Genomic DNA, 21,177 nt, shown 5'->3' with positions numbered 1-21,177 from the left:
TTTTAATGAGACCGATACATGCTGTTTCAGAAAACTTCCGTTACATAATCATTCCGGTTTCATCACACATTATGAAGGCTAGGGAAGAAGGAAAGAAGGTGATGACGATTCACACGATGTGGAAGGGAACGATCAGTTTTGGCCTTGTGAATATCCCCATCAAATTGCATGCTGCAACAGAAAATAAAGATGTTCGTTTAAGACAGCTTCACAAAGAATGTAAGACCCCGATTAATTATTTAAAGGTTTGCCCCAACTGTGATGCTGAAGTGGAGCCAAATGATATTGTGAAAGCTTATGAATACGCGAAAAATAAGTTCGTTGAGCTTGATGAGGAGGAGCTTGCCTCTTTAAAAAAAGAGCAGGAAGATAAGGCGGTTGAAATCATTGACTTTGTCAAACTACAGGAAATAGACCCGATCTACTTTGATAAGAGCTATTACATGTCTCCAGGAGATGGCGGGGGCAAAGCCTATACGTTATTACGAGAAGCCCTAGCGGAGTCGGAAAAAATCGGTGTTGCAAAAATCATCATTCGTGCCAAAGAGCATCTGGCTGTTATTCGTGTATACAAAAATACGCTTCTTATGGAAACGATCCATTTTCCCGATGAAGTGAGAGCCGTAGATCAAGTGCCGAATGTACCTGAGAAGGTAGACGTAACGAAAAAGGAAGTCGATACAGCCCTTTTGCTTATTGATCAACTGACGACAACGTTTGACCCTGATAAGTATGAGGATGACTACCGACAAGCACTGATGGAAATGATTGAAAACAAAAAGGCAGGAAAACAGACAGTAACAGCGAAGGAGAAAGAACCAGCAGCTTCTAATGTAACCGACTTGATGGAGGCGCTTCAAGCGTCGATCGATAAAACAAAAAAAGCAGGGGCAAAGAAAACGACACGCAAGCGAACAAACGCCAAAACGAAGAAAAATGCGTAATATACGTAGTAAAAAAGGAGCCTAGATCAGCTCCTTTTTTCATGAAGGTCTGGCTCCGGGTAATATTGTTTTAAAAATCGAATCACTTCATCATGGTCTTTTTTTAAGGAGAGCCCTAGCTCTTGTAAAACTTGTTTACACGTTGTATGGAATTGCTTTGCTTCGTGCTGAATGGCATGAATCGCAGCTTGGATCTCGTGTAGTAATTCGTTGGATAAGGTCGCTTCAACAGAAGGACAGATGAAGGAGCGACAAACGGCATTTTTAAAGCTAGCATCCAGCATGCAGCCTTTGCCGTTACGTAAAAAAACACAGACAGAGTACCGTTCAATTAAATCGCTTTGCTCAATCGGCGAAAGACTGGAAAGGTCATCACGATCAGAGTATCCTTCATGAACGTGGGCATGTACTTTTACCTCTGTTTCCAGCACCTCAGCTGTCGGGAGTTCGAATAACCTTCGGACAAAGCGCTCATCTTTCTGAACCATTTTCCATAGCTCGAATAAGGAAAAGGTCGGGCTATAACTACAACAACCGGCATTCGGAAGATCCGGATGAGCTTTCTTGAAATAAGGTTCTGGACAGTTTGAGCAAAGAGGTGAGAGGATCTGGTTGTTTTGCTGGTCTACAGTAGCGGTCATCATCATCACCTTTCCCATTGAAACTAAGCACACCATACTATGAAAAGAAGAGGGATGCAAGGGAAGAAAATGAAAGGAAGTAAAAAAGACTTTATTTTCAGAATTTAAAGACTTAAATTAAGTTTGTCGTTTTGCCTTGATTCGGCAACGCGTTGCTACTTAAAAACCTTAATAGACCAATAGTTTCCCGCGTAATTATGCGAAAAATCGTAAATTCAGATTACCTTTGAGCAAATGTGACAAACATGTTAAAATACTTGATGAAAGCGTTATAAAACAAACCTTTGATAGTTTTTGACTGACTAGAAAGTAGGGGGTTTTTTCATGTCCAGCAAGGAGCACACGTCGGAAGAGCCTTGGCAAGGATTTTATGGTCCTAACCTTGGTGTAGCAGTAGAGCTTTATGAAGAGTACCAAAAGGATCCCAATGCGGTCGATGATGAATTGAGAGAAGCATTTGAAAAATGGGGACCACCGCCGGCAACAGCACCAGAGCGTACGCAATCAACGTTTACAGCAGCATCAATCACTGACCCAGACGTCATTAAGAAGTTCGTGGGTGCAGTGAAATTAGCTGATCATATTCGTGCGTTCGGTCATTTAGCAGCGGATATTCAACCAATTCTCAAAGAGCAGCGCAGGGAAGATATGTTCGATTTGGATCGTTTTGGCTTAACAGAAAGTGACATTCGCTCCGTACCTGTGGACTTACTCTGTCCATATGCACCTGCCCATGTTAAGAATGGGTTAGATGCGATCAATCATTTAAAAGAAGTTTATACAAAGACGATTGCTTTTGAATTTGTACACGTTACCGATGAAGAAGAGCGCAAATGGTTGAATCGTATGATTGAATCTGGGCTCTACTTACCAAACTTATCGACTGAACAACGAAAATCCTTACTTAAGCGCTTAACTGATGTAGAAGGATTCGAAAAGTTTTTGCATCGGACATTCGTTGGACAAAAACGGTTTTCGATCGAGGGTTTAGATACCTTAGTGCCAATGCTAGATGAAGTTGTTCGAGAAGCTGTTCATGAAGGAACGACAAACGTGATGATTGGCATGGCCCATCGCGGCCGTTTGAATGTCCTTGCACACGTATTAAACAAACCATATGAAATGATTTTCGCTGAGTTTTTACACTCGCTAAATAAAGATTTATTCCCATCGGAAGGCTCGATTGGAATTAACTATGGCTGGACGGGAGATGTGAAATATCACCTTGGAGCTGACAGGCAAATTCGCGATGAAAATACTGCCGAAGCAAGGTTAACGCTTGCGAACAACCCAAGTCACTTAGAGTTCGTAAGCCCAATCGTTGAAGGGTACGCCCGAGCGGCCCAAGAGGATCGGACATCACCTGGTGCTCCTGAGCAGGATATCATGAAAGCCTACTCGATTTTAATTCATGGAGATGCCGCGTTCCCTGGTCAAGGTGTTGTAACAGAAACATTGAACCTTAGCCGCTTAACCGGTTATCAAACAGGTGGATCGTTGCATATCATTGCGAACAACAACATCGGGTTTACGACAGAAACATTCGATTCACGTTCAACGCTATATTCGAGTGATCCTGCCAAGGGGTTTGAGATTCCGATTGTACACGTTAATGCCGATGACCCGGAAGCCTGTTTGGCAGCTGTCCATCTTGCTTTCCAATACCGGAAACGCTTCAAGAAGGATTTCTTGATTGATTTAATTGGATATCGCCGTTTCGGACACAATGAAATGGATGAGCCGGCTGTGACACAGCCTGGGGTATATCAAATCATTCGCAAGCATCCGACTGTTCGCGAGCTTTATAGCAAGCAGCTAGTTAAAAAAGGTTTGATCGACGAGCAAACAGTCAAGCAGCTTGATGATGAGGTGCAAGACAAACTGCAAAGCGTATACGAGGAGACGTTAAGAAATCGCACAGATGAACATCTACCAGATACGCCTCCAGTGGAAGTGGTGAATGGCCTTCCGAAACTCGATACAGGAGTTCAGAGTGAAACGTTAAAGGCGATCAATAATGAATTGCTCGAATGGCCAGAGAGCTTCTCGGTGAATCCAAAGCTAGAGAAAATTTTAAAGCGGCGCCTGAACGTTTTTGATGGTGATGGAAAGGTCGACTGGGCATTAGCTGAGACTCTCGCTTTTGCGACGATTTTACATGACGGCACGCCAATTCGTTTGACGGGTCAAGACTCTGAACGTGGAACATTCGCCCACCGTCACCTTGTATTGCATGATTCTCGCACAAACGATGTGCACTCGCCTTTACAATCATTCCGTCATGCGAATGCGTCGTTTGCGGTCCACAATAGCCCGTTAAGTGAAATGGCGATTGTCGGCTTTGAATATGGCTATAACGTATTTGCTCCGGAGACGCTCGTACTCTGGGAAGCTCAATTCGGCGACTTTGCGAACGGAGCCCAAGTTATGTTTGACCAATGGGTGTCTGCCGGCCGAGCAAAATGGGGACAAAAATCAGGTCTAGTCTGCTTGCTTCCACATGGCTACGAAGGGCAAGGACCTGAGCATTCAAGTGCAAGGCTCGAGCGGTTCCTCGTCTTAGCAGCAGAGAATAACTGGACGATTGCAAACTGTACGTCAGCAGCGCAATACTTCCACATTCTTCGCCGCCAAGCAGCGATATTAAATACAGATTCTGTGCGCCCACTCATAATGATGACGCCAAAAAGCTTGTTGCGAAACCAAAAGGTTGCCTCTTCCGTGGAAGAGCTGACGACAGGACGATTTAAAACCGTTTTGGAGCAACCAAATTTAGGGGAAAGCCATGAGAAGGTAGAACGGATTGTTCTTTGTAGTGGAAAGATTGCCATTGATTTGCAAGATCGGATTGAAAAAGAGGCGGATAAAGATTGGGATTGGGTGCACATCGTTCGCGTTGAACAGTTATATCCATTCCCGAAAGAGCCGCTACAAGAAATCTTTGCCCGCTATCCGAACGTAAAGGAAATCGTTTGGTCGCAAGAAGAACCACGAAATATGGGAGCTTGGCCGTTTGTTCAGTCGAAAATTCGCCGTGCTGCTCCTAACGGAATCAATGTTCGCTACGAAGGCCGCACGTATCGCTCAAGTCCAGCGGAAGGCGACCCTATCATTCATAAACAAGAACAAGAACGCATCGTAACAGAAACTTTGACTCGATAACGCAAAGGGAGGCCATCATCGTGATTGAAATTAAAGTACCGGAACTAGCAGAATCGATTACAGAAGGAACCATCGCGCAATGGTTGAAAAAGGTTGGGGACCACGTATCCCAAGGAGAATACATTGCAGAGCTTGAAACAGATAAAGTCAATGTAGAAATTACGGCAGAGCACTCGGGTGTCATTCAAGAACTAAAAAGAGAAGAAGGTGACACAGTCGAGGTAGGCGAAGTGATCGCCGTTCTAGCGGAAGGCGACTCTCCTACTGCTTCAACTGAACAAGCAGAGGCTCCGAAAGAAGAGAAGAAGGTTTCTCCTGTAGCTTCTGAGGAAGCAGCCCCTGCCCCTGGGAATCGTCCGGTCGCGTCACCGGCGGCACGAAAGCTTGCGCGGGAGAAAGGGATTGATTTAGAAGCTGTGCCAACAGCTGACCCGTTAGGACGTTTGCGCAAGCAGGATGTGGCTTCATATGAAGAGAAACCAGCAGCTTCTGCTCCGGCGAAGGCACCTGAGAAAAAAGAGGCTCCTGCCGCAGCTAACGTTGAATCACCAGGAAAGCCAGTGGAGCGAATCAAAATGTCCCGTCGCCGTCAAACGATCGCCAAGCGTCTTGTAGAAGCACAGCAAACAGCAGCCATGCTCACAACGTTTAATGAGGTAGATATGTCGGCGGTAATGGAACTTAGAAAGCGCCGCAAAGACCAATTTTTTGAGAAGCATGATGTGAAGCTCGGATTCATGTCTTTCTTTACAAAAGCAGTTATCGGCGCATTAAAAGAGTTCCCGCTTCTTAACGCCGAGATCCAAGGAGATGAAATCTTACTGAAAAAATATTATGACATTGGCATCGCCGTATCGACAGACGAAGGCCTTGTTGTTCCTGTTGTCCGCGATGCAGATCGCCTCGGTTTCGCAGGCATAGAAAGAGAAATCATGCACCTTGGAAAGAAAGCACGTGAGAATAAGCTCTCCCTTTCAGAATTGCAAGGAGGAACGTTTACGATCACTAATGGCGGCGTGTTTGGCTCTCTTTGGTCAACACCGATTTTAAATGCGCCTCAAGTGGGGATCTTAGGAATGCATAAGATTCAATGGCGTCCTGTAGCAATTGATGAAGAAAACTTTGAAAATCGTCCGATGATGTACATTGCCCTTTCTTACGATCATCGAATTGTAGATGGGAAAGAAGCGGTAAGCTTCCTCGTACGAGTCAAAGAAATGCTAGAAGATCCAGAATCGCTGCTCTTAGATAGTTAATGGTTCTATGAAAAGCTCTAGAGTTGAATCTCTAGGGCTTTTTGTTAAATAACAGCTTTGGTTAAAGGATTTTGGTGGCAAGCTAGTTTTACTAACTGGTGCGCCGAGTGAGTTTTCTTTATTGGCTCTACAATAAATGTTGGGGTTTTTGCACAAAAGAGGGCAAAAAAAATGCACGCAGGCTCCTTTATCCATTATCCTTGAATTGCCGAGAAACAAAGAAAGGATAGGAGCTGCGTGTACGATGAATTTTACCATGGATTTGCCCGGATTAAAAGGTGTGAAGGTCACAAAGATGGAGGAACGAGAGGACTTTATCGCGCTCCATGTAGAAATGCCGCGAACGCCTCATCGTTGCCCATCCTGCGGGGAGAGAACCGAGAGAATCCATGATTACCGCATCCAAAAAGTTCAACATCTCAAGCTCTTTGAACGGTGGGTGTATCTATTCTATCGAAAGCGCCGGTACGCGTGCAGATGCGGGAAGCGGTTTGCGGAGAAAGCCTGTTTTGTAGAGCGATATCAGCGTCAGACAGTAGAATGGAATCAAGCGTTTCGCTTACGGCTCATTCAAGGGAAGAACTTTACGGACACAGCGAATCAATTCCAAACGTCCGTGACAACTGCCATGCGCCGGTTTGATCAATTGGCGGCCCCCCTCGTGAAGAAGGTGGATCACCTTCCTCCTCGGATTGCGATTGATGATTACAAAGGGGATACGAATGCGGGGAAATATCAAGTGATCATTGCGGATGCAGATACACGGAAGCCACTGGATATCTTACCGGATCGTAAAGCCGATACGCTTAAACGATATCTTCAAGAGAAGGGTCATCATGTGAAAACAGTCGTGATGGATCTCAGTTATACCTTCAAGTCGGCTGTTCAAAAGGCCTTAGGCCACCCGCTCATCATTGGGGATCCGTTCCATTTCTGTCGTTACATCTACTGGGCTCTGGAAGGGGTTCGCCGCCGAGTGCAAAAAGCGTTCCATCCGTATCATCGAAAACGATGTAAACGGATCAAACATCTGTTTCAGAAAGAGAGAGAAGGACTGGATGATAAGCAAAAGAAGAAGGTGGAGCGGTACTTAGAGCTATCCCCTGATTTAAGGGAAGCGTATGAGCTAAAAGAACATTTTCGTCAGTGGTATCAAGAAGCGAAGATGCAAGGAAGGGAAGGACGAATGAGCGAGGTGAAACAAGGTCTCTACGCCTTTTACCGAAGAGTGGAGGCGAGCCCGTTAAAGGAGTTCCACCGAGCCATTCAGACGCTGAAGAACTGGCAGACCGAGATCTTGAATAGCCTCGCGTTTGGCTTAAACAATGGTTTTATTGAAGGACTGAATAATCAAACGAAGGTGATTAAGAGAAATGCCTTTGGTTTTCGGCGTTATGATCGCTTGCGAAACCGTATTCTCTTGCATCATCAATTCAAACATCAGACATTCGGGGTAGGATAAGAGGGGCTCGCCCTCCTATGCCACCCCAACATTTGACTAAGAACCTCTTTATTAGCCCATTCGTTATATAATGGATATGGAGTTAAGTGTATTTAAGGGGAGTGAACGACGTGATTCATGAAACGTGGACGACAAAAGAAACATTGAAGACCGTTACATGCGTGCATACGGACGCAAAGAAATTTAAAGTGAGTGGAGTATTAACGCCAGGAAAAACGTATGAAGTCAAAAATGAAACGGAAGAATTTTATTTTATTGTTGATAATACGGGAAAAGTCGCTGGTTATTTCAAAGAGTACTTTTCTAATACATAATGAGCGAGCCGCCTTTGGTTAAAATGAAAGGCGGCTTAAGTTTTAGCAGTAAGAAAAACGGGAATAAAGCAAAAAAAAGATTTCAAACTTTTTCAACTTTTTCATGGTATACTATTTTACAACTACAAAAGTCAAAGGGAGGGGGCTAGGTAAGTTGGATATTCAGACGATCAATGTCCTTGTACAAGAATGGAGTTATTGTGCCATTTTCGTCTTTTTTTTGATCGGTTTGTTTCTTTTTCCTGTCCCCAATGAAATACTTCTAATGACAGGAGGCTTCCTTTCCACTACTTCGATGTTAGAGCCAATCCCAACCTATTTCACGATCATCGCTAGTGTAATCGCCCATGGAATTTTACTGTATGGTTTTGGTCAGTGGGGGGGCAAACCTTCCTTGCAAAAATTAAAAGATACCCGTCTCTTTGTCGTTCGGGTGGAGAAGGGGGAGGCTTTTCTTAACCGATACGGCCTTTGGGCTGTAGCTTTCGGTTACTATTTACCATTCCTTCGCCATGCCACTCCATTTTCGGTTGGGCTATCAAACTATCGATTTCACCAGTTTTTAGTCGCCGCCGCTCCCTCACAAGTAATTTGGAGCTCGGTTTATTTTTTGATCGGCTATTCCTTCCATGAATCGATCAGCTATGTTGGAAATTTTATTGAAACCTACGGAATGATTGCGGTGCTAGCTCTGCTCCTACTCATTACACTTTTAACGCTTTATAAGAAAAGACGAGAGAAGAGCAAGCGTTTGAAAACGGAAAATGAACAATCTGGCATTTTATAAAGAAGCGCCCCTGTTTACCATTAGAATAAAAATACAAGTAATGGGAATCATTTGAATAAATGATTAAGGGGATGTTTGCACCGTGGTTCAGGAGCTCGTTCAAACCATACTCCGCACGATTTGGTCGTTTGGCTTTTTACTAATTATGAATCATATACTAGGGAAGCATTCGATGGCCCAGATGACAAATCATGATTTTATTACGATGGTCATGCTTGGGGCGATCGCAGCCAATCTTGCGTTTAATTCATCGTTAAACTTTTGGCTGATGACAACCTCTCTCTTATTAATTGCGGTTTTAGGCTTTTTTACTGCTCGTTTAAGTCGGAAAAGCCGGGCGATTCGTAAATGGTTAGACGGTACACCAACCCTTCTCATTCAGGATGGGAAGCTATTAGAGCACAATTTAAAAAAGGAAAACTTCTCAATTGATATGTTTAAACAAACGCTCCGCGAAAAGGAAATCTTTGATTGGCAGGAAGTTGAAACCGCCATCCTTGAAACTGATGGAACGGTAACGGTATTAAAAAAACCTGAATACTTGCCAGTGACAAGAAAGGACCTTAACATTCCTGTAGCGAAACGGCATCGCCCGATCGAGCTCATCATCGATGGTGAGGTAAATAAAGAAAATCTATTGGAAAATGACCTGTCTGAAGAGTGGTTAAAACAAGAAATTCTTAGGCGGGGGTACGGAATACAAGACGTCTTTTATGCTGTTCTTGATTCAAAAGGGCGCCTCGTCATTGATACGTATCGAGATCACCTTCATTCCTAAAAGGAAAAAACGGTTGCATTGACGAGGTCCCCAGTATAGAATGAAGGTAGTTCGAGAATGCATATGTTTGCAATGATGAAGAAGAGTATGGATCGTGTCCTGTTCTAGAGAGCTGATGGTCGGTGGAAATCAGTACAGAAACGATGCAGAATGGGCTTCGGAGCATCCAAACCGAACGGGAATGGTTCCCTTAGTAGGCTTTGGCGAAAGGTCTCGTCGTTACATGAGACACTTGTTCTCGAGTTGTTGATGACAAGGAAGCAGGGTTATTTATTGACCAATGAAGGTGGTACCGCGGGCTCTCCCGTCCTTTTCTAAGGATGGGGGAGCTTTTTTGGTGGTCCTACACCTTGTCAGAACTAAATGTAAATATAAAGGAAGAGGTGACGACTATGGAAGACGGTTGGTGGGAAAGCGATTTGTTGATGATGTTCAATCAATTAACCTTTCGAAACAGGAGGACTTTTTATGATTAGCAAACCTATCCTTACATCAGGAATTAGACCAACAGGAGATGTGCATATCGGTAATTACATTGGTGCGATGCGCGACATCATCAATTTACAAGAAACAACGGATGCTCATTTTTTTATTGTTGATATTCATTCACTCACGACTCATTCTGATGAAACATCCTTAGCGAAACGAACGATTGATGCAGCCAAGTTATACGTAGCTGCTGGACTCGATCCTCATAAGGCGACTTTTTACACTCAATCGGTTATTGCCGCAGAAATAACAGAGTTAGCCACCTACTTAGGGATGGTCATGCCGTTAGGAGAACTTCTCCGTTGTCCCACATTTAAGGAAAAAGCGAAAAAACACCCTGATCACGTCCATTATGGTCTCGCGGGGTACCCAGTCCTTATGGCTGCCGATATTTTGATTCATAAAGGAGAGCTCGTCCCTGTAGGAGAGGATCAACTCGTTCATTTAGAAATGGCACGTGCGATTGTTCGGCGATTTTCGGCTCACTATGGTCCGTTATTTCCAGAACCAAAACCTGTAGAAAACCAAAGCGCCCGAGTCCCATCACTAACAGGTGAAGGGATAATGAGCAAGTCTGATGGGAAAGGGACGACGATTTCCCTTAAAGATCCAAAAGAGGTGATCGAGCAAAAAGTAAAACGGGCTTATTCAGATCCGCTTCGTACCCATAAAGTAAAACCTGGTCATCCGACGAGAACGGGCTGCAACGTGTTCCATCTTCATGAATACTTCTCAGAGCCAGAGGAGCAGCAATCCATTCAAACAGGATGCCAAACAGCCGAAATCGGTTGTGTAGCATGTAAACAAATGCTTGCAGCCTCCATTGAACGGACAGTAGTACCTATTCGCCAAACCTACGAGCAATTGACTGATGCAGATATCCACGATTTGTTATTAATGGGCAAAGAGAAAGCGAAAGTGTCAGCACAGCAAACGATTCAAGAGGTGCGAGAAGCGATTGGTTTTTATATGTATTAAGAGAATACAAGTGATTGAGCCATAGGCGCCAATTGTTCGATTGTTTATGATCGATGAGTAAATACTGACTTTAATCATACCATCCTAATCTATTACTAAGAACAAAAAACAGCTGTTAATTATTTTCCAACCGATAAAAATTAGGAAACTCTTCAAATGAGTGGGGGAGGATAAGGTTAATGGAAGATTTATTCCAATCAAGATTCGCGTCTTTTTAACTAGCAATATGGATAATTGATGTCTTTGTTTGCGTAACTTCTTTTTCTGCAGGTGAAAAAGTCATATGAACTTCCTCCTCTTTTTCTTTAATATGTTTTAGTATAAGCTGAAAAAGAAGGAGGGAGTGCTTTTATTTAAAGAAGGGATGATTGTGATAAATAAAGTGAGAGGATGCAAGTCAGAATGGGTGAGAATCTTATTGTAGTCCTTAAGTAGAACATTTTCATGGATGGCTTGTGCGTTCCATATGCTTATGCTGTCTGGCTAGAACGAAAACTAGAGGGATGGGACATGAGTTTTCTTGAATGAAAAGATTCTCAAGATAACAAACAATTACGGGTCATGAGGACAGATCTTTTCCTAGTAGTTACGGCATCATCGGCCCTTGTACATACGTTTATGAAAGCCGTTCCAGAAGTTGAAGTGATCATCGATGTTATCGATAATTCCTATTAGTAGCACTCGATTGACTAGGGGAAGCTGATAACAGAGAGATGGTATTGGAAAAAGCGAGATGAGAGGTCGTCCCCCCTGTCTTTTATTCTTTTCCGCGCTCTTTACTTGCAACGGGGGATAAATGGAACTTATTGTAGAAAAAGGGTGCATGATGGTTTGGCCGTTGTATCTTAAAGCCTCTACAAGCTGAAACCCATGTTTGGTCGCCCAAAAATCAGTGGTAATTAAAGGTGTTAAACGATAAAGCCGTAGGCAATAACGGCAAGTCCAATTGCAGCGACAATCATAATGACGATCATAAACTTGGATGATCGTAATGTGTAATTTACGATGATTCCGCCCATTAAAAAGGCAAAGAACAATGAGAAGTCTAATGGGAATAGCTTCAAGGCACCTTGGAAATCAAGAGGAGACACCATTGCTGCCCAAACAGGGAGTAACATTAAAATAAGTAAAATAATGACACAAATCGTATTTTTTTGTTGAATTGATAAATTCATTTGCTGCTTTCACCTCGGGAAGTATGGTTTGTATCGTTAGTTTGCAGCAATGACAGTGAAATATGTGTAAATGAAAAAAACACGAAATTGAATAAAAATACATTCCGTGAAAAAAGGGGGTTAATTAAAATTTTGTTGGCATAACAAATAAGAGTTGCTACAATAGATAAAGCAATATATTTATATTTAAATAAATTGATTGTCGATTTTAGGAGGATGGAGACAAAACATGACGAATTTAAATAATACATATGGTTCGCTTTAAAGATAGAAAGGTATAAAGGTGATGATATGTTTATTCCTATTTTTAGAAAAGATATAGAACCCATCATACGCTTAATTCCAAATGAAGCAACGAACATCGAAGAGGAACGATCATGTGTTGCGGTTACACTTGAAAAGGGAACAGTGCATTTTAAAGCGAGTGCGAGACAGACACTTTGCATCAGCTATTCAGTAGCAGATGTCATTGATTGGACGAATCGAGAACTGGTTTTATCCATTATTCATGCCGCTGAGGAAGTGGCAAAAAGTAAAGGCTTTATAGGATTGGAAATTGAGGCACCTGAACGTACTCCTTTGATTGGTCTCCTTATTTTATTGGGCTATGTAAACCAATTTGGTGGAAAGCGAACGAATGGAATGGAAGGTAAATATGCCCGCTTTTTTTGATGATCTTACCATAGACTAGCCGTTAATGAGACAGCTCCTTCATAATGAAGGGGCTGATTTTTTGCGGTACAATATCAGTCGTAAGGCTCGTACATAGGAAAAAATTTCATTATAGTAGGGCTAATTCATTATCTGTTCGACAGAAAAAGAGTTCATTTTTATGCATGATCGTGGAAGATTAAATGAAGGATATGAAAATTTAGGTAATTTTCATTATTTTCAGTTAAATGGCATTCTTTCAGTGTTGCTGCGTAGTAAAGGTCGGAAATTTCTGTTAAAATTTAATTAACAGTTAGGTTGAAAACGCAGGGACTGACCACTTCCTAGAAGGGGGTGGTTCAATGACCGTTTATGAAACGTTAAGCATCGTCGTGCAAGTCAACTCGATTTTGCTTGCGACGTTGACGTTTGTTCTCAGTTTAGTCGTCTTTTTTAACAAAAAGAAGTAACCTTCTCTGTTTTGCCTGTAGGATGAGGTGTTATTTCAATTTGTGAAGGCGACGACTAAAAGGTCAGTCCCGACTGAAAATCAAGCTAGCTGGGTATTGACCAAGTACTGCCATACTTGGTCCTTTTTTATGAGTGAAATAGTCGATGAGGAACTCGGTGATGAGAGAATTACTTTTAGAAGACAAGCTACTATACTTTTAGTTTAACAGAAAATAGGATTTTAACAATCTCCATTTTTCATTATACATGAGCGCTTTGTCCGTATTCAATTGCTTTTTTACTGTTTTGAAATCTTTTTTGTTGCTCGGTATGAACGATGACACTCTAAGGGAGTCACGTTATAATGAATGAAAGGATAAGTAAAGGGAGTGCTTACATGATCGCAAAAGAGATCGAACAAAATTTAACACAAAGTTCATGGATTCGAAAAATGTTTGAGGAAGGTCAACGCCTTAAATCGATCCATGGAACGGAAAATGTTTTTGATTTTTCACTCGGGAATCCAATTATTGATCCGCCTGCTTCTTATTTTGAGCAACTTCGGGCGTATGCCAATGCTCCGATCCCAGGTGGTCATAGTTACATACCGAATCAAGGATTACCAGAAGCCAGACAAAAAGTGGCAGAGCATATGAATGGTCGTTTTAACACAAACATAACCGCCCAAACCGTGACAATGACGTCAGGTGCAGCTGGAGCTTTAAATGTTGCTTTAAAAAGTATTATGAATCCGGGGGATGAAGTGATTATATTTACCCCGTATTTTGCCGAATATAAATTCTATGTAGGAAATGCGAATGGTGTTACTGTTTACTGTCCGCTAGCAGAAGACTTCACCTTTGATTTTAATGAACTGGAAAAGGCGATTTCACCGAAAACTAAGGCGATCATCTTGAACAACCCCCACAACCCCACGGGGCAGCTAATCCCTCAATCTGACCTAGAGCGATTAAATCAATATTTAGTTGCAAAAGAGCAAGAATGGGGAACGGAAATCCATGTTCTTTATGATGATCCATATAGTCAATTGATTTACGATGGTAACGTGCCAAATCCTTTTGCGGCAATTGAGCGCCTATTTTATATTTCTTCTTTCAGTAAGGATCTAGGCTTGGCTGGGGAGCGGCTAGGATATCTCGCGATTAGACCTGATTTTCCTAGTGTCGAGCAATATATGGCAGCCTTCGTTTTTGCGAATCGCACGCTCGGTTTTGGAAATGCTACCGTCACTGTGCAACGCATGATAAGCAAAATGGACACGTTGACACAGGAGCAGCACGAATACAAAAAGCGTCGCGATGCCATGGTTCAAGTCCTCGAAGATGCTGGGTTTGAGTTCGTCTATCCGAAAGGTGGATTCTTTATTTTTCCGAAGTCACCGATTGCTGATGATACGAAGTTTTGTCAAGTGGCAGCCGAAGAGTTCCAGCTCCTTGTTGTACCTGGTATTGGTTTTGGGCGCGCTGGTCACTTCAGGCTATCCTACAGTGTTTCGATGGAACAAATTGAACGGTCGGCACCCGTATTGAAAAAGTTAAAATCTTACTTTTCTTAGGCATGGTGAATGGAGGGATGGCGTGAACACGAGTAGAAAGGAACGGTCTGTATCTACTTTTTCCATTGTCGGCTATGACCCTAAAACGGATGAACTGGGGATAGCCGTACAATCGAAGTTTTTAGGCGTAGGTGCCATCGTGCCTTGGGCGAAGGCAGGCGTAGGGGCTATTGCCACTCAATCCTATGCAAATACGAGCTATGGATCTAAAGGGCTTGATCTTTTGGCCCGTGGTAAAACGGCTGAGGAAACGTTGGCACTGTTAATCAATGAAGATGCAGATCGACATCTTAGGCAAGTTGGAATCGTTGATGCAAAAGGACGAGCGGCGAGTTTTACAGGTCAAGGATGCTACGAATGGGCTGGAAGTATGACAGGCCCCTGTTTTGCGGTGCAAGGGAATCTCCTCGTGAGCGAGGAGACAGTGAGAGCGATGGCCCAGAAGTTTGTTCAGACGACTGGATCGCTGGCGGAACGCCTCCTTCTTACATTGGAGGCAGGGCAGTGCGCAGGAGGGGATCGACGAGGAAAACAGTCGGCTGCGCTCCTCATTGTGAAGGAAAAAGGAGGCTATGGTGGGTTTAATGACCGATTGATTGATTTACGCGTAGACGATCATCCTGAGCCGATACAAGAGCTGAAAAGAATATTTGAATTGCAGCAGCTTTATTTCGCCAAGCCTAAAGAACAAGATCAATTACCATTAACTGACGACCGGATTTCTATTATTAAATCATCCCTTCATTCATTGGGCTACCTGTCGTTAACCCAGCATTGGCGAGATGCCCTCCAGCAATTTATTGCCACTGAGAATTTAGAAGGGCGGATGGGCACAGGAACTCAAACAATTGATCGAGTGGTATTCTCTTTTTTGCAAAAGAAAGCAAAAGAGTAAGTAAACTATTCAGGAACATATCTTCCATGGTCTGGAACGGCCACTTGTTCAAACTGGCTGATTAACCGTTTTAACCCAGAATGCAAAGAGCTTCCTTCCATCATTTGTCCATGTCCGGTCACAGCAAAGGCAGGCTCGAGCTTCTGAAGGGTCTCCACTGACGTTTTTGCTAACTCCCAGTCAGGTGTGAAGTAAGCAGGCGGACCGTGAATTTCTTTTTTCTGGGCCAAAACGGAAAGGAGAGACTCTTGTTTAACGGTCGTAAACGCATCTCCAGCGATGAGAAATCGATCGCTGGGGCGAAAGAGGGAAACGTGTCCTTCTGTATGACCTGGTGTATGGATCCATCGCCAATCCGTAAAGAATGGCAGTGTACCATCATCCGGTAGCGGGCAAATAATTCGAGAAAAATCATAGGCATGATATGGATATAGCCAGGCGAGCTTTGCCATCAGCCCTCCGGGAACGGACGGGTCAGGTTTCACGTAGTGTCTTTGTCCGGTAAGGAAAGGGAGCTCAAGTTCGTGGGCATAAACAGGAACATTAGGAAAGCGCTGTAGCAATGGACGAAGAGCCCCAACGTGGTCAAAATGGCCATGGGTCAGAATAATGGCTTTTGGGGGAATAAGCTCTCCCAAAACACGACGAATCTTTTTTAAAATAAAGGCCTCTGAGTAAAACAGACCTGTATCGATGAGAATCCAATCGGAAGTCTTGGAGTCAACAATCATGATGATGTTCACGATATGGTGACGATACCAATATACATGGTGTTTATTCGCCATAGGAAAGTCTCCTTTCAAAGGAAGTATGTATGTTTGTTAACATGCCGCAATCCTCAGGCAATATGTATAAGAAAGCTCGCCCATCGTAAAACGTGGCCGAAATTATTCATCATTTGATATCCGCTTTCTTTAGTCATTTAAAAACAGGCGAATCCATTAAGATCCGCCTGTTTTTCACTTATAAAATATCTAATCGAATCGCAAGCACAATTAACAGTTGTAATAAAATTTGAATGTTAATCACCGCTTGAGTGTCAGTTGTCTGTACATCAACATTACGAGAGTTCCCAACAATTACTTTTTGGAATGAAAGTTGTTTTGTACGAGAAGTTTGTAGCAATTCTTGAGCAATGGTCTCTGTTTGTGGTGAATCACCAACCGCAAGCGAGATGAGTATTACGAGTGCGGCTTGTAATGCTGCTTGAAGGTTTACCGCTGCTTTTGTGTCAGTGGTTGTGACATTTACGTCACAGGAATCTTTAATCACGATCAACTCATCGCTAAGCTGAAACATTTTATTTTGTTGGGTTGCATCTTGTGTAAAATCATTAGTTGGGCCATCGCATAATGGATGTTTCGCTTTTGGATCGAGAGCATACCAGCCGTTTGCAACTGTATCTTGCCCAACTGGCCGCAAATCATAATGCTTTCTTCTACCCAATGTTATTCCCCCTTTCTTCCTTCTACGATAATGTATGAACGAAATGGAAAATCGTTTGGACAAACTGTCATGATGATTTCGTTGAATTTTAGCTGTATTGCTTATTTTTCTGGAGCTTGGTCGTTATCGTTTGTTTTATTTATTCGTTTTTGTTGGTTGGCCAAAAAGGTTTCAACATCAGACTCGACTTGTTTCAAAAGCTGGCGAATTTTCGCTTTTTCCTGCTCGTCGATCTGAACATTTTGTACTGTGACTCCGTGTTTTTTTAACACCCGATCAACGACAACTTCTAGCATGGGTTTTAAATCCATTTACATTCCCTCCTCCATTACAGTGTCTCTTTACGTTATGTCCATTCGAGCTTTTCTGTATGGGGAGATGAATTAGCCGAGAGAAAAATAGACGAAAATTGACATAAAGACGGGCAGCGAAGGAATAGGCTGAAAGGTAAAGATGATAACTTGGAGGCGGTAACGTGTTTTATCATGTGAAGCATTTGCAGTATCATGCGAAGCCAGAAAGACCTGATCCGGTCTATGCTAAAAAGCTTCAAGAAATTCTCGGTGGACAATTCGGTGAAATTTCCGTCGCCTTGCAATACTTGTTTCAAGGGTGGAACACGAGAGGGGATGGGAAGTATCGAGATTTATTAATGGATACGGGAACAGAAGAACTAGCTCATGTGGAAATGCTTGCGACGATGATCGCTCGTTTATTGGATGGGGCTCCTGTAGGAGATCAAGAAGCAGCAGCAAAAAACCCAGTTATTGGTGCTGTCCTAGGAGGAATGAATCCCCAGCATGCGATCGTATCAGGTCTCGGTGCGATGCCAGCCGATAGCGTAGGCAACCGATGGACGGCTGATTATATTATTGCGAGCGGAAATTTATTAGCCGATTTTCGAATGAATTTGACGGCAGAATCGCAAGGACGGTTGCAGGCGGTTCGTTTGTATGAAATGACGACAGATCCTGGAGTTCGAGATATGCTATCGTTCTTAATCGCGAGGGATCGCATGCATCAAAATCAATGGTATGCAGCCATATGTGAGCTTGAGGAAAAGGAGAATATCGTCGTACCGAGCACGTTCCCAACTCACCTCGAAAAGCAAGAAGTAGCGCATACGTTTTTCAATTTATCAGAAGGGCATGAAAGTAGTACAGGAAGGTGGGCGAGCGGACCGAGCATGGACAGCTTGTCTGAATTTACGTATGTCGCTGAGCCAGGAGCATTTGGCCGTATTCCCCGTCTGCGTCCAGCTCCACCGTATATACACAATACACCTATTGTTGATAAACCTCACGTACCTCCAATGTTTTGAGAAAGTGGACGGCCATTTTCTCTTTTTTTTTATTGATAATTTCACGTACCATAATGAATCACTAAAATTAAGCTCGATCAATAAGGACCTAACAAATGACTGGTTACGTTGGCAATCGAAAAAACCATTTAAAATATGATATCCTTAATACATAGAAGTCTTATACAGGAGAGTTGATGAATGAGGCAAAATGAAAAAGAACCATCGGAAGAGCTAGACGAAGAAGTAGAAGAACCTAGCATAGAAGATTTTTTTCGTGAAGAACCTCCAGATGAAGAAGAGATTCAGCGTAAGCAACGATCAAGAAAACTGAAAAAATGGATCGCTTTACTCATTGCAGGCTTTCTTATTTTAAATGCCTTTGGGTTGTTATTGAATTATGTGAACGCTGATTTATGGAACCTATGGCAATCAACCGAGGAGTTAATGGAACGAGAAGAGATACAAGAAATGAGTGAAGCGGTTGTTACGATTCATGGGCATCAATCGAGAGGTACCGGGTTTGCCATTTCGGGTGACGGGCTCATTTTAACAAATGATCATGTTATTGATGAGCTGCCTTCGATTATTGTGGCGTTTCCAAGTGGCGAATTATACGAAGGTGAGGTTATTTGGACTGATCCTGCTCTTGATGTTGCATTGCTTCAAATTGAGGCCGCCTCTGTTCCTCATTTACCATTAAGTAAAGAAGATGCGGCTGTTGATGACACCATCTATGTCATTGGGAACCCATTGTCTCAAAGTCAAATTGTGAACGAAGGTGTGGTACTAGAACAAACACGGGAGCACAACGTATTGCAAATCACAAATCCAATCTATCCCGGACACAGCGGTAGCCCTGTGATCAATGAGCAGGGAGAGGTCGTTGGGGTCGTATATGCCAGACCAACTGCGAGCTCCAGAATGGATGAGGGGAGTACGAGGGGCCTTGCTGTTCCCATTTCAGATATTTTACCACTTTTAAATGAGCATTAAATAATGGACAGCCTTTTGATGAGCATAACCGTCGATCTAGACATTATTCATGACGGAGATTTTCGCGAATAAAAAAAGAGGAAAAGATGGGCGATGACCCATCTTTTTTAGTTAGAGCCCAAGATATAAGCCTTTCTCTCCCTTTTTCAAAGGATCATAATAGATTATTTATTCAAGAACCCAATCAAACCTTAAATCACTGACATAGTGTATCAATGAGAAGGGTGAGGAGGTGAACGTCTTGAGTGCAGGATTCCATGGCGGAGGTTTCGCGCTGATTGTCGTGTTGTTCATTTTACTTGTTATTGTAGGTTCAGCTTTTTGTTGCTAGCCTAATGAAACTATGGAAAGAAAGGGGAATTTACGTATGTATGGATATGGTTACGGCCCGGTAGCAGGTGCTGGCTATGATTGTGGGTACGGTTATGGTCCAGTTGCAGGTGTTGGCCACTGCCCAGGAAAAGGTTTTGCGCTAATCGTAGTGTTGTTTATCCTTCTCATCATCATCGGCGCATCTTGGGGAAAGTGCTAATCAATTAAAAAGCAGCCCATAAAAGGCTGCTTTCTTCTATGAAAAATTACGCTGTTTCTATACGATCTTCTGTTTCACTTATACGCGAGCCGCCAGAAGTTAGCTTCAATAACCCGTTTCCTTGCAGTTTTCGGCTGTACGATAAGGAAACGGTTCGTTTGATTAATTGAGCAAAAAGCTCAGGCTCTGTGATTTTTCGCTCAAATTCTCGTTCAAACTTTTCAATTAGTAAAGCAGCAGCGCCTGTCACATGAGGAGTAGCCATCGAGGTGCCAGTCAGTGTGGCGAATTTGTCACCAGGATAAGTAGATAAAATCTTCTCTCCCGGAGCAACTAAATCGATTTTGCAGTTGGAGTTACTGAAACGAGAAATCTCTCCTGATAATGAAACAGAGCCAACTTGAACGACTTCAGGATACGCGCCAGGATAGGCAAACTCATCTGTTTCCTCATTACCATCTCCGTCGTTTCCTGCGGCGCAAACAACTAAGCGCCCGGAAGCGACGGCTTCTTTAATCGCATCATGGAGGCGAGGATCATTCTCCTTACCACCGAGTGACATGGATAGAACCTGAACTTTCTCACCATTTGGACCTTCCCAATTGATCGCATGGCGAATTCCTTCTACAACCCATTCGGTCGTTCCGAAGCCTCGATTCGATAAAACTTTGACGACGAGCAACTGACACTCAGGAGCCACTCCGATCACGCCACGGTCGTTTTCCGTCGCTGCAATGGTACCGCACACATGGGTTCCATGTCCATTTTGATCGGAAACAATTTCGGGATCATTACCGTCATCTGAGGTCACATTGTGTTTGCCTATGATTCGGTCACGTAGTTCATAATGCTCCACATCACAACCAGTGTCCAAAACAGCAACGACAATTCCTTTTCCTTTGTACCCTTGCTGCCAAAGATCTGGAGCTTCAATCATCTCAATGCCTGGAGGGATCTTTTTTGTGTCATCTTGAATGGATGTCACTTCGTAGGGAATCAGTCGAACTTGTCCCATGGAAAACACCTCCAAATTTGGATTGAACCACAGTATATCAAGGATTAATTAAATTGACAATACAAAACAGAATATTCAGTATTTTTAGCATATAATTCCCCGCTCTTTCGACAAATATTGTGACGATTGGAAGGCAAAAAGTCGCCTGTTTTTAGGCCTAATGAAACGTTTTCTCTTTTTGAGAAGGGTTAAATATACTTGATACATATGGAGAGTTTTCAGAAAGAATTCAAGGGAGGAATCGAGACACTTTTGTCGAATTATGATACGATAGTAAAGATTCGTTCCAAATAATGTTTTACCAATAGAAAAGGGTATTGAAGTATCTAG

21 protein-coding genes and 1 other annotated feature are annotated in these 21,177 nt (G+C 43.0%); of the genes, 15 read left to right on the top strand and 6 right to left on the bottom strand.

Features of this window, described 5'->3' with window-relative positions:
• The first annotated feature begins 107 nt into the window (after positions 1 to 107).
• Positions 108 to 944 (top strand): non-homologous end joining protein Ku, encoded by an 837-nt coding sequence (gene ku / locus FED51_RS11335; RefSeq protein ID WP_041821588.1) that lies wholly within the window; start codon positions 108 to 110, stop codon positions 942 to 944.
• Positions 945 to 970: 26 nt separating this feature from the next.
• Here ku and FED51_RS11330 read toward each other — a convergent pair whose 3' ends face one another.
• Entirely contained in the window at positions 971 to 1,603 is a 633-nt protein-coding gene (locus tag FED51_RS11330; protein WP_041820608.1) for a hypothetical protein, read from the bottom strand.
• A gap of 306 nt (positions 1,604 to 1,909) precedes the next feature.
• Between FED51_RS11330 and FED51_RS11325 the strand changes: the two genes are divergently transcribed.
• From FED51_RS11325 to trpS, 7 genes are all read left to right on the top strand, one after another.
• A complete protein-coding gene (locus tag FED51_RS11325) occupies positions 1,910 to 4,747 on the top strand; it encodes a 2-oxoglutarate dehydrogenase E1 component (protein WP_010898362.1) in 2,838 nt (945 codons plus the stop codon).
• Between the two features lie 20 nt (positions 4,748 to 4,767).
• Positions 4,768 to 6,003 (top strand): dihydrolipoyllysine-residue succinyltransferase, encoded by a 1,236-nt coding sequence (gene sucB, locus FED51_RS11320; RefSeq protein ID WP_053431064.1) that lies wholly within the window; start codon positions 4,768 to 4,770, stop codon positions 6,001 to 6,003.
• 244 nt (positions 6,004 to 6,247) lie between these two features.
• Positions 6,248 to 7,465, top strand: coding sequence for an ISL3-like element IS651 family transposase (locus FED51_RS11315; RefSeq protein WP_138090144.1), 1,218 nt, complete (start codon positions 6,248 to 6,250; stop codon positions 7,463 to 7,465).
• Positions 7,466 to 7,575: 110 nt separating this feature from the next.
• On the top strand, positions 7,576 to 7,779 hold the full coding sequence (locus FED51_RS11310; protein ID WP_010898360.1) for a DUF6501 family protein: 204 nt from the start codon (positions 7,576 to 7,578) through the stop codon (positions 7,777 to 7,779).
• Between the two features lie 154 nt (positions 7,780 to 7,933).
• A complete protein-coding gene (locus FED51_RS11305; RefSeq protein ID WP_053431065.1) occupies positions 7,934 to 8,566 on the top strand; it encodes a DedA family protein in 633 nt (210 codons plus the stop codon).
• Between the two features lie 82 nt (positions 8,567 to 8,648).
• Complete coding sequence (locus FED51_RS11300; RefSeq protein ID WP_083445514.1) at positions 8,649 to 9,344, top strand: DUF421 domain-containing protein; 696 nt, start codon at positions 8,649 to 8,651, stop codon at positions 9,342 to 9,344.
• Between the two features lie 63 nt (positions 9,345 to 9,407).
• Positions 9,408 to 9,659, top strand: a binding site (T-box leader).
• A 153-nt stretch (positions 9,660 to 9,812) separates the two neighbouring features.
• The gene (gene trpS / locus FED51_RS11295; RefSeq protein ID WP_053431066.1) at positions 9,813 to 10,811 is read left to right on the top strand and encodes a tryptophan--tRNA ligase; all 999 of its coding nucleotides are present in this window, start codon (positions 9,813 to 9,815) and stop codon (positions 10,809 to 10,811) included.
• 908 nt (positions 10,812 to 11,719) lie between these two features.
• Here trpS and FED51_RS11290 read toward each other — a convergent pair.
• A complete protein-coding gene (locus FED51_RS11290) occupies positions 11,720 to 11,986 on the bottom strand; it encodes a hypothetical protein (protein ID WP_010898355.1) in 267 nt (88 codons plus the stop codon).
• A 291-nt stretch (positions 11,987 to 12,277) separates the two neighbouring features.
• Between FED51_RS11290 and FED51_RS11285 the strand changes: the two genes are divergently transcribed.
• From FED51_RS11285 to FED51_RS11275, 3 genes are all read left to right on the top strand, one after another.
• Entirely contained in the window at positions 12,278 to 12,658 is a 381-nt protein-coding gene (locus tag FED51_RS11285; RefSeq protein ID WP_010898354.1) for a hypothetical protein, read from the top strand.
• A gap of 793 nt (positions 12,659 to 13,451) precedes the next feature.
• Positions 13,452 to 14,663, top strand: a complete 1,212-nt coding sequence (locus tag FED51_RS11280) for a pyridoxal phosphate-dependent aminotransferase (RefSeq protein WP_083445515.1) — start codon at positions 13,452 to 13,454, stop codon at positions 14,661 to 14,663.
• A 22-nt stretch (positions 14,664 to 14,685) separates the two neighbouring features.
• Entirely contained in the window at positions 14,686 to 15,558 is an 873-nt protein-coding gene (locus tag FED51_RS11275) for a DUF1028 domain-containing protein (protein ID WP_053431068.1), read from the top strand.
• A gap of 5 nt (positions 15,559 to 15,563) precedes the next feature.
• Here FED51_RS11275 and FED51_RS11270 read toward each other — a convergent pair whose 3' ends face one another.
• From FED51_RS11270 to FED51_RS11260, 3 genes are all read right to left on the bottom strand, one after another.
• Entirely contained in the window at positions 15,564 to 16,343 is a 780-nt protein-coding gene (locus FED51_RS11270; RefSeq protein ID WP_010898350.1) for an MBL fold metallo-hydrolase, read from the bottom strand.
• Positions 16,344 to 16,521: 178 nt separating this feature from the next.
• The gene (locus FED51_RS11265; RefSeq protein ID WP_053431069.1) at positions 16,522 to 17,004 is read right to left on the bottom strand and encodes a spore coat protein; all 483 of its coding nucleotides are present in this window, start codon (positions 17,002 to 17,004) and stop codon (positions 16,522 to 16,524) included.
• Positions 17,005 to 17,105: 101 nt separating this feature from the next.
• Positions 17,106 to 17,315 (bottom strand): spore coat protein W, encoded by a 210-nt coding sequence (locus FED51_RS11260; protein WP_010898348.1) that lies wholly within the window; start codon positions 17,313 to 17,315, stop codon positions 17,106 to 17,108.
• A 164-nt stretch (positions 17,316 to 17,479) separates the two neighbouring features.
• Between FED51_RS11260 and FED51_RS11255 the strand changes: the two genes are divergently transcribed.
• The 4 genes from FED51_RS11255 (at position 17,480) to FED51_RS11240 (ending at position 19,832) form a co-directional block, all read left to right on the top strand.
• Positions 17,480 to 18,325, top strand: a complete 846-nt coding sequence (locus tag FED51_RS11255) for a manganese catalase (protein WP_010898347.1) — start codon at positions 17,480 to 17,482, stop codon at positions 18,323 to 18,325.
• Positions 18,326 to 18,505: 180 nt separating this feature from the next.
• Entirely contained in the window at positions 18,506 to 19,300 is a 795-nt protein-coding gene (locus tag FED51_RS11250) for a S1C family serine protease (RefSeq protein ID WP_053431070.1), read from the top strand.
• Positions 19,301 to 19,541: 241 nt separating this feature from the next.
• On the top strand, positions 19,542 to 19,631 hold the full coding sequence (locus tag FED51_RS11245; protein WP_010898342.1) for a YjcZ family sporulation protein: 90 nt from the start codon (positions 19,542 to 19,544) through the stop codon (positions 19,629 to 19,631).
• Between the two features lie 36 nt (positions 19,632 to 19,667).
• On the top strand, positions 19,668 to 19,832 hold the full coding sequence (locus FED51_RS11240; protein ID WP_010898341.1) for a YjcZ family sporulation protein: 165 nt from the start codon (positions 19,668 to 19,670) through the stop codon (positions 19,830 to 19,832).
• 46 nt (positions 19,833 to 19,878) lie between these two features.
• Here the strand turns inward: FED51_RS11240 and FED51_RS11235 are convergent, their stop codons facing one another.
• Positions 19,879 to 20,847, bottom strand: a complete 969-nt coding sequence (locus FED51_RS11235) for a S8 family peptidase (RefSeq protein WP_053431071.1) — start codon at positions 20,845 to 20,847, stop codon at positions 19,879 to 19,881.
• Positions 20,848 to 21,177: the final 330 nt, after the last annotated feature.

The sequence above is a fragment of the Halalkalibacterium halodurans genome, from assembly GCF_005671335.1.
GTDB classification, from domain to species: Bacteria; Bacillota; Bacilli; order Bacillales; family Bacillaceae_D; genus Halalkalibacterium; species Halalkalibacterium halodurans.
This window is presented reverse-complemented; position numbering and strand designations above follow the sequence as displayed.

Bases quoted from the DNA above. Each gene is read 5' to 3' on its own strand.
- FED51_RS11330 (WP_041820608.1), bottom strand. From the start codon at position 1,603: ATGGGAAAGGTGATGATGATGACCGCTACTGTAGACCAGCAAAACAAC.
- FED51_RS11325 (WP_010898362.1), top strand. From the start codon at position 1,910: ATGTCCAGCAAGGAGCACACGTCGGAAGAGCCTTGGCAAGGATTTTAT.
- FED51_RS11315 (WP_138090144.1), top strand. From the start codon at position 6,248: ATGAATTTTACCATGGATTTGCCCGGATTAAAAGGTGTGAAGGTCACA.
- trpS (WP_053431066.1), top strand. From the start codon at position 9,813: ATGATTAGCAAACCTATCCTTACATCAGGAATTAGACCAACAGGAGAT.
- FED51_RS11290 (WP_010898355.1), bottom strand. From the start codon at position 11,986: ATGAATTTATCAATTCAACAAAAAAATACGATTTGTGTCATTATTTTA.
- FED51_RS11285 (WP_010898354.1), top strand. From the start codon at position 12,278: ATGTTTATTCCTATTTTTAGAAAAGATATAGAACCCATCATACGCTTA.
- FED51_RS11280 (WP_083445515.1), top strand. From the start codon at position 13,452: ATGAATGAAAGGATAAGTAAAGGGAGTGCTTACATGATCGCAAAAGAG.
- FED51_RS11270 (WP_010898350.1), bottom strand. From the start codon at position 16,343: ATGGCGAATAAACACCATGTATATTGGTATCGTCACCATATCGTGAAC.
- FED51_RS11260 (WP_010898348.1), bottom strand. From the start codon at position 17,315: ATGGATTTAAAACCCATGCTAGAAGTTGTCGTTGATCGGGTGTTAAAA.
- FED51_RS11250 (WP_053431070.1), top strand. From the start codon at position 18,506: ATGAGGCAAAATGAAAAAGAACCATCGGAAGAGCTAGACGAAGAAGTA.
- FED51_RS11240 (WP_010898341.1), top strand. From the start codon at position 19,668: ATGTATGGATATGGTTACGGCCCGGTAGCAGGTGCTGGCTATGATTGT.
- FED51_RS11235 (WP_053431071.1), bottom strand. From the start codon at position 20,847: ATGGGACAAGTTCGACTGATTCCCTACGAAGTGACATCCATTCAAGAT.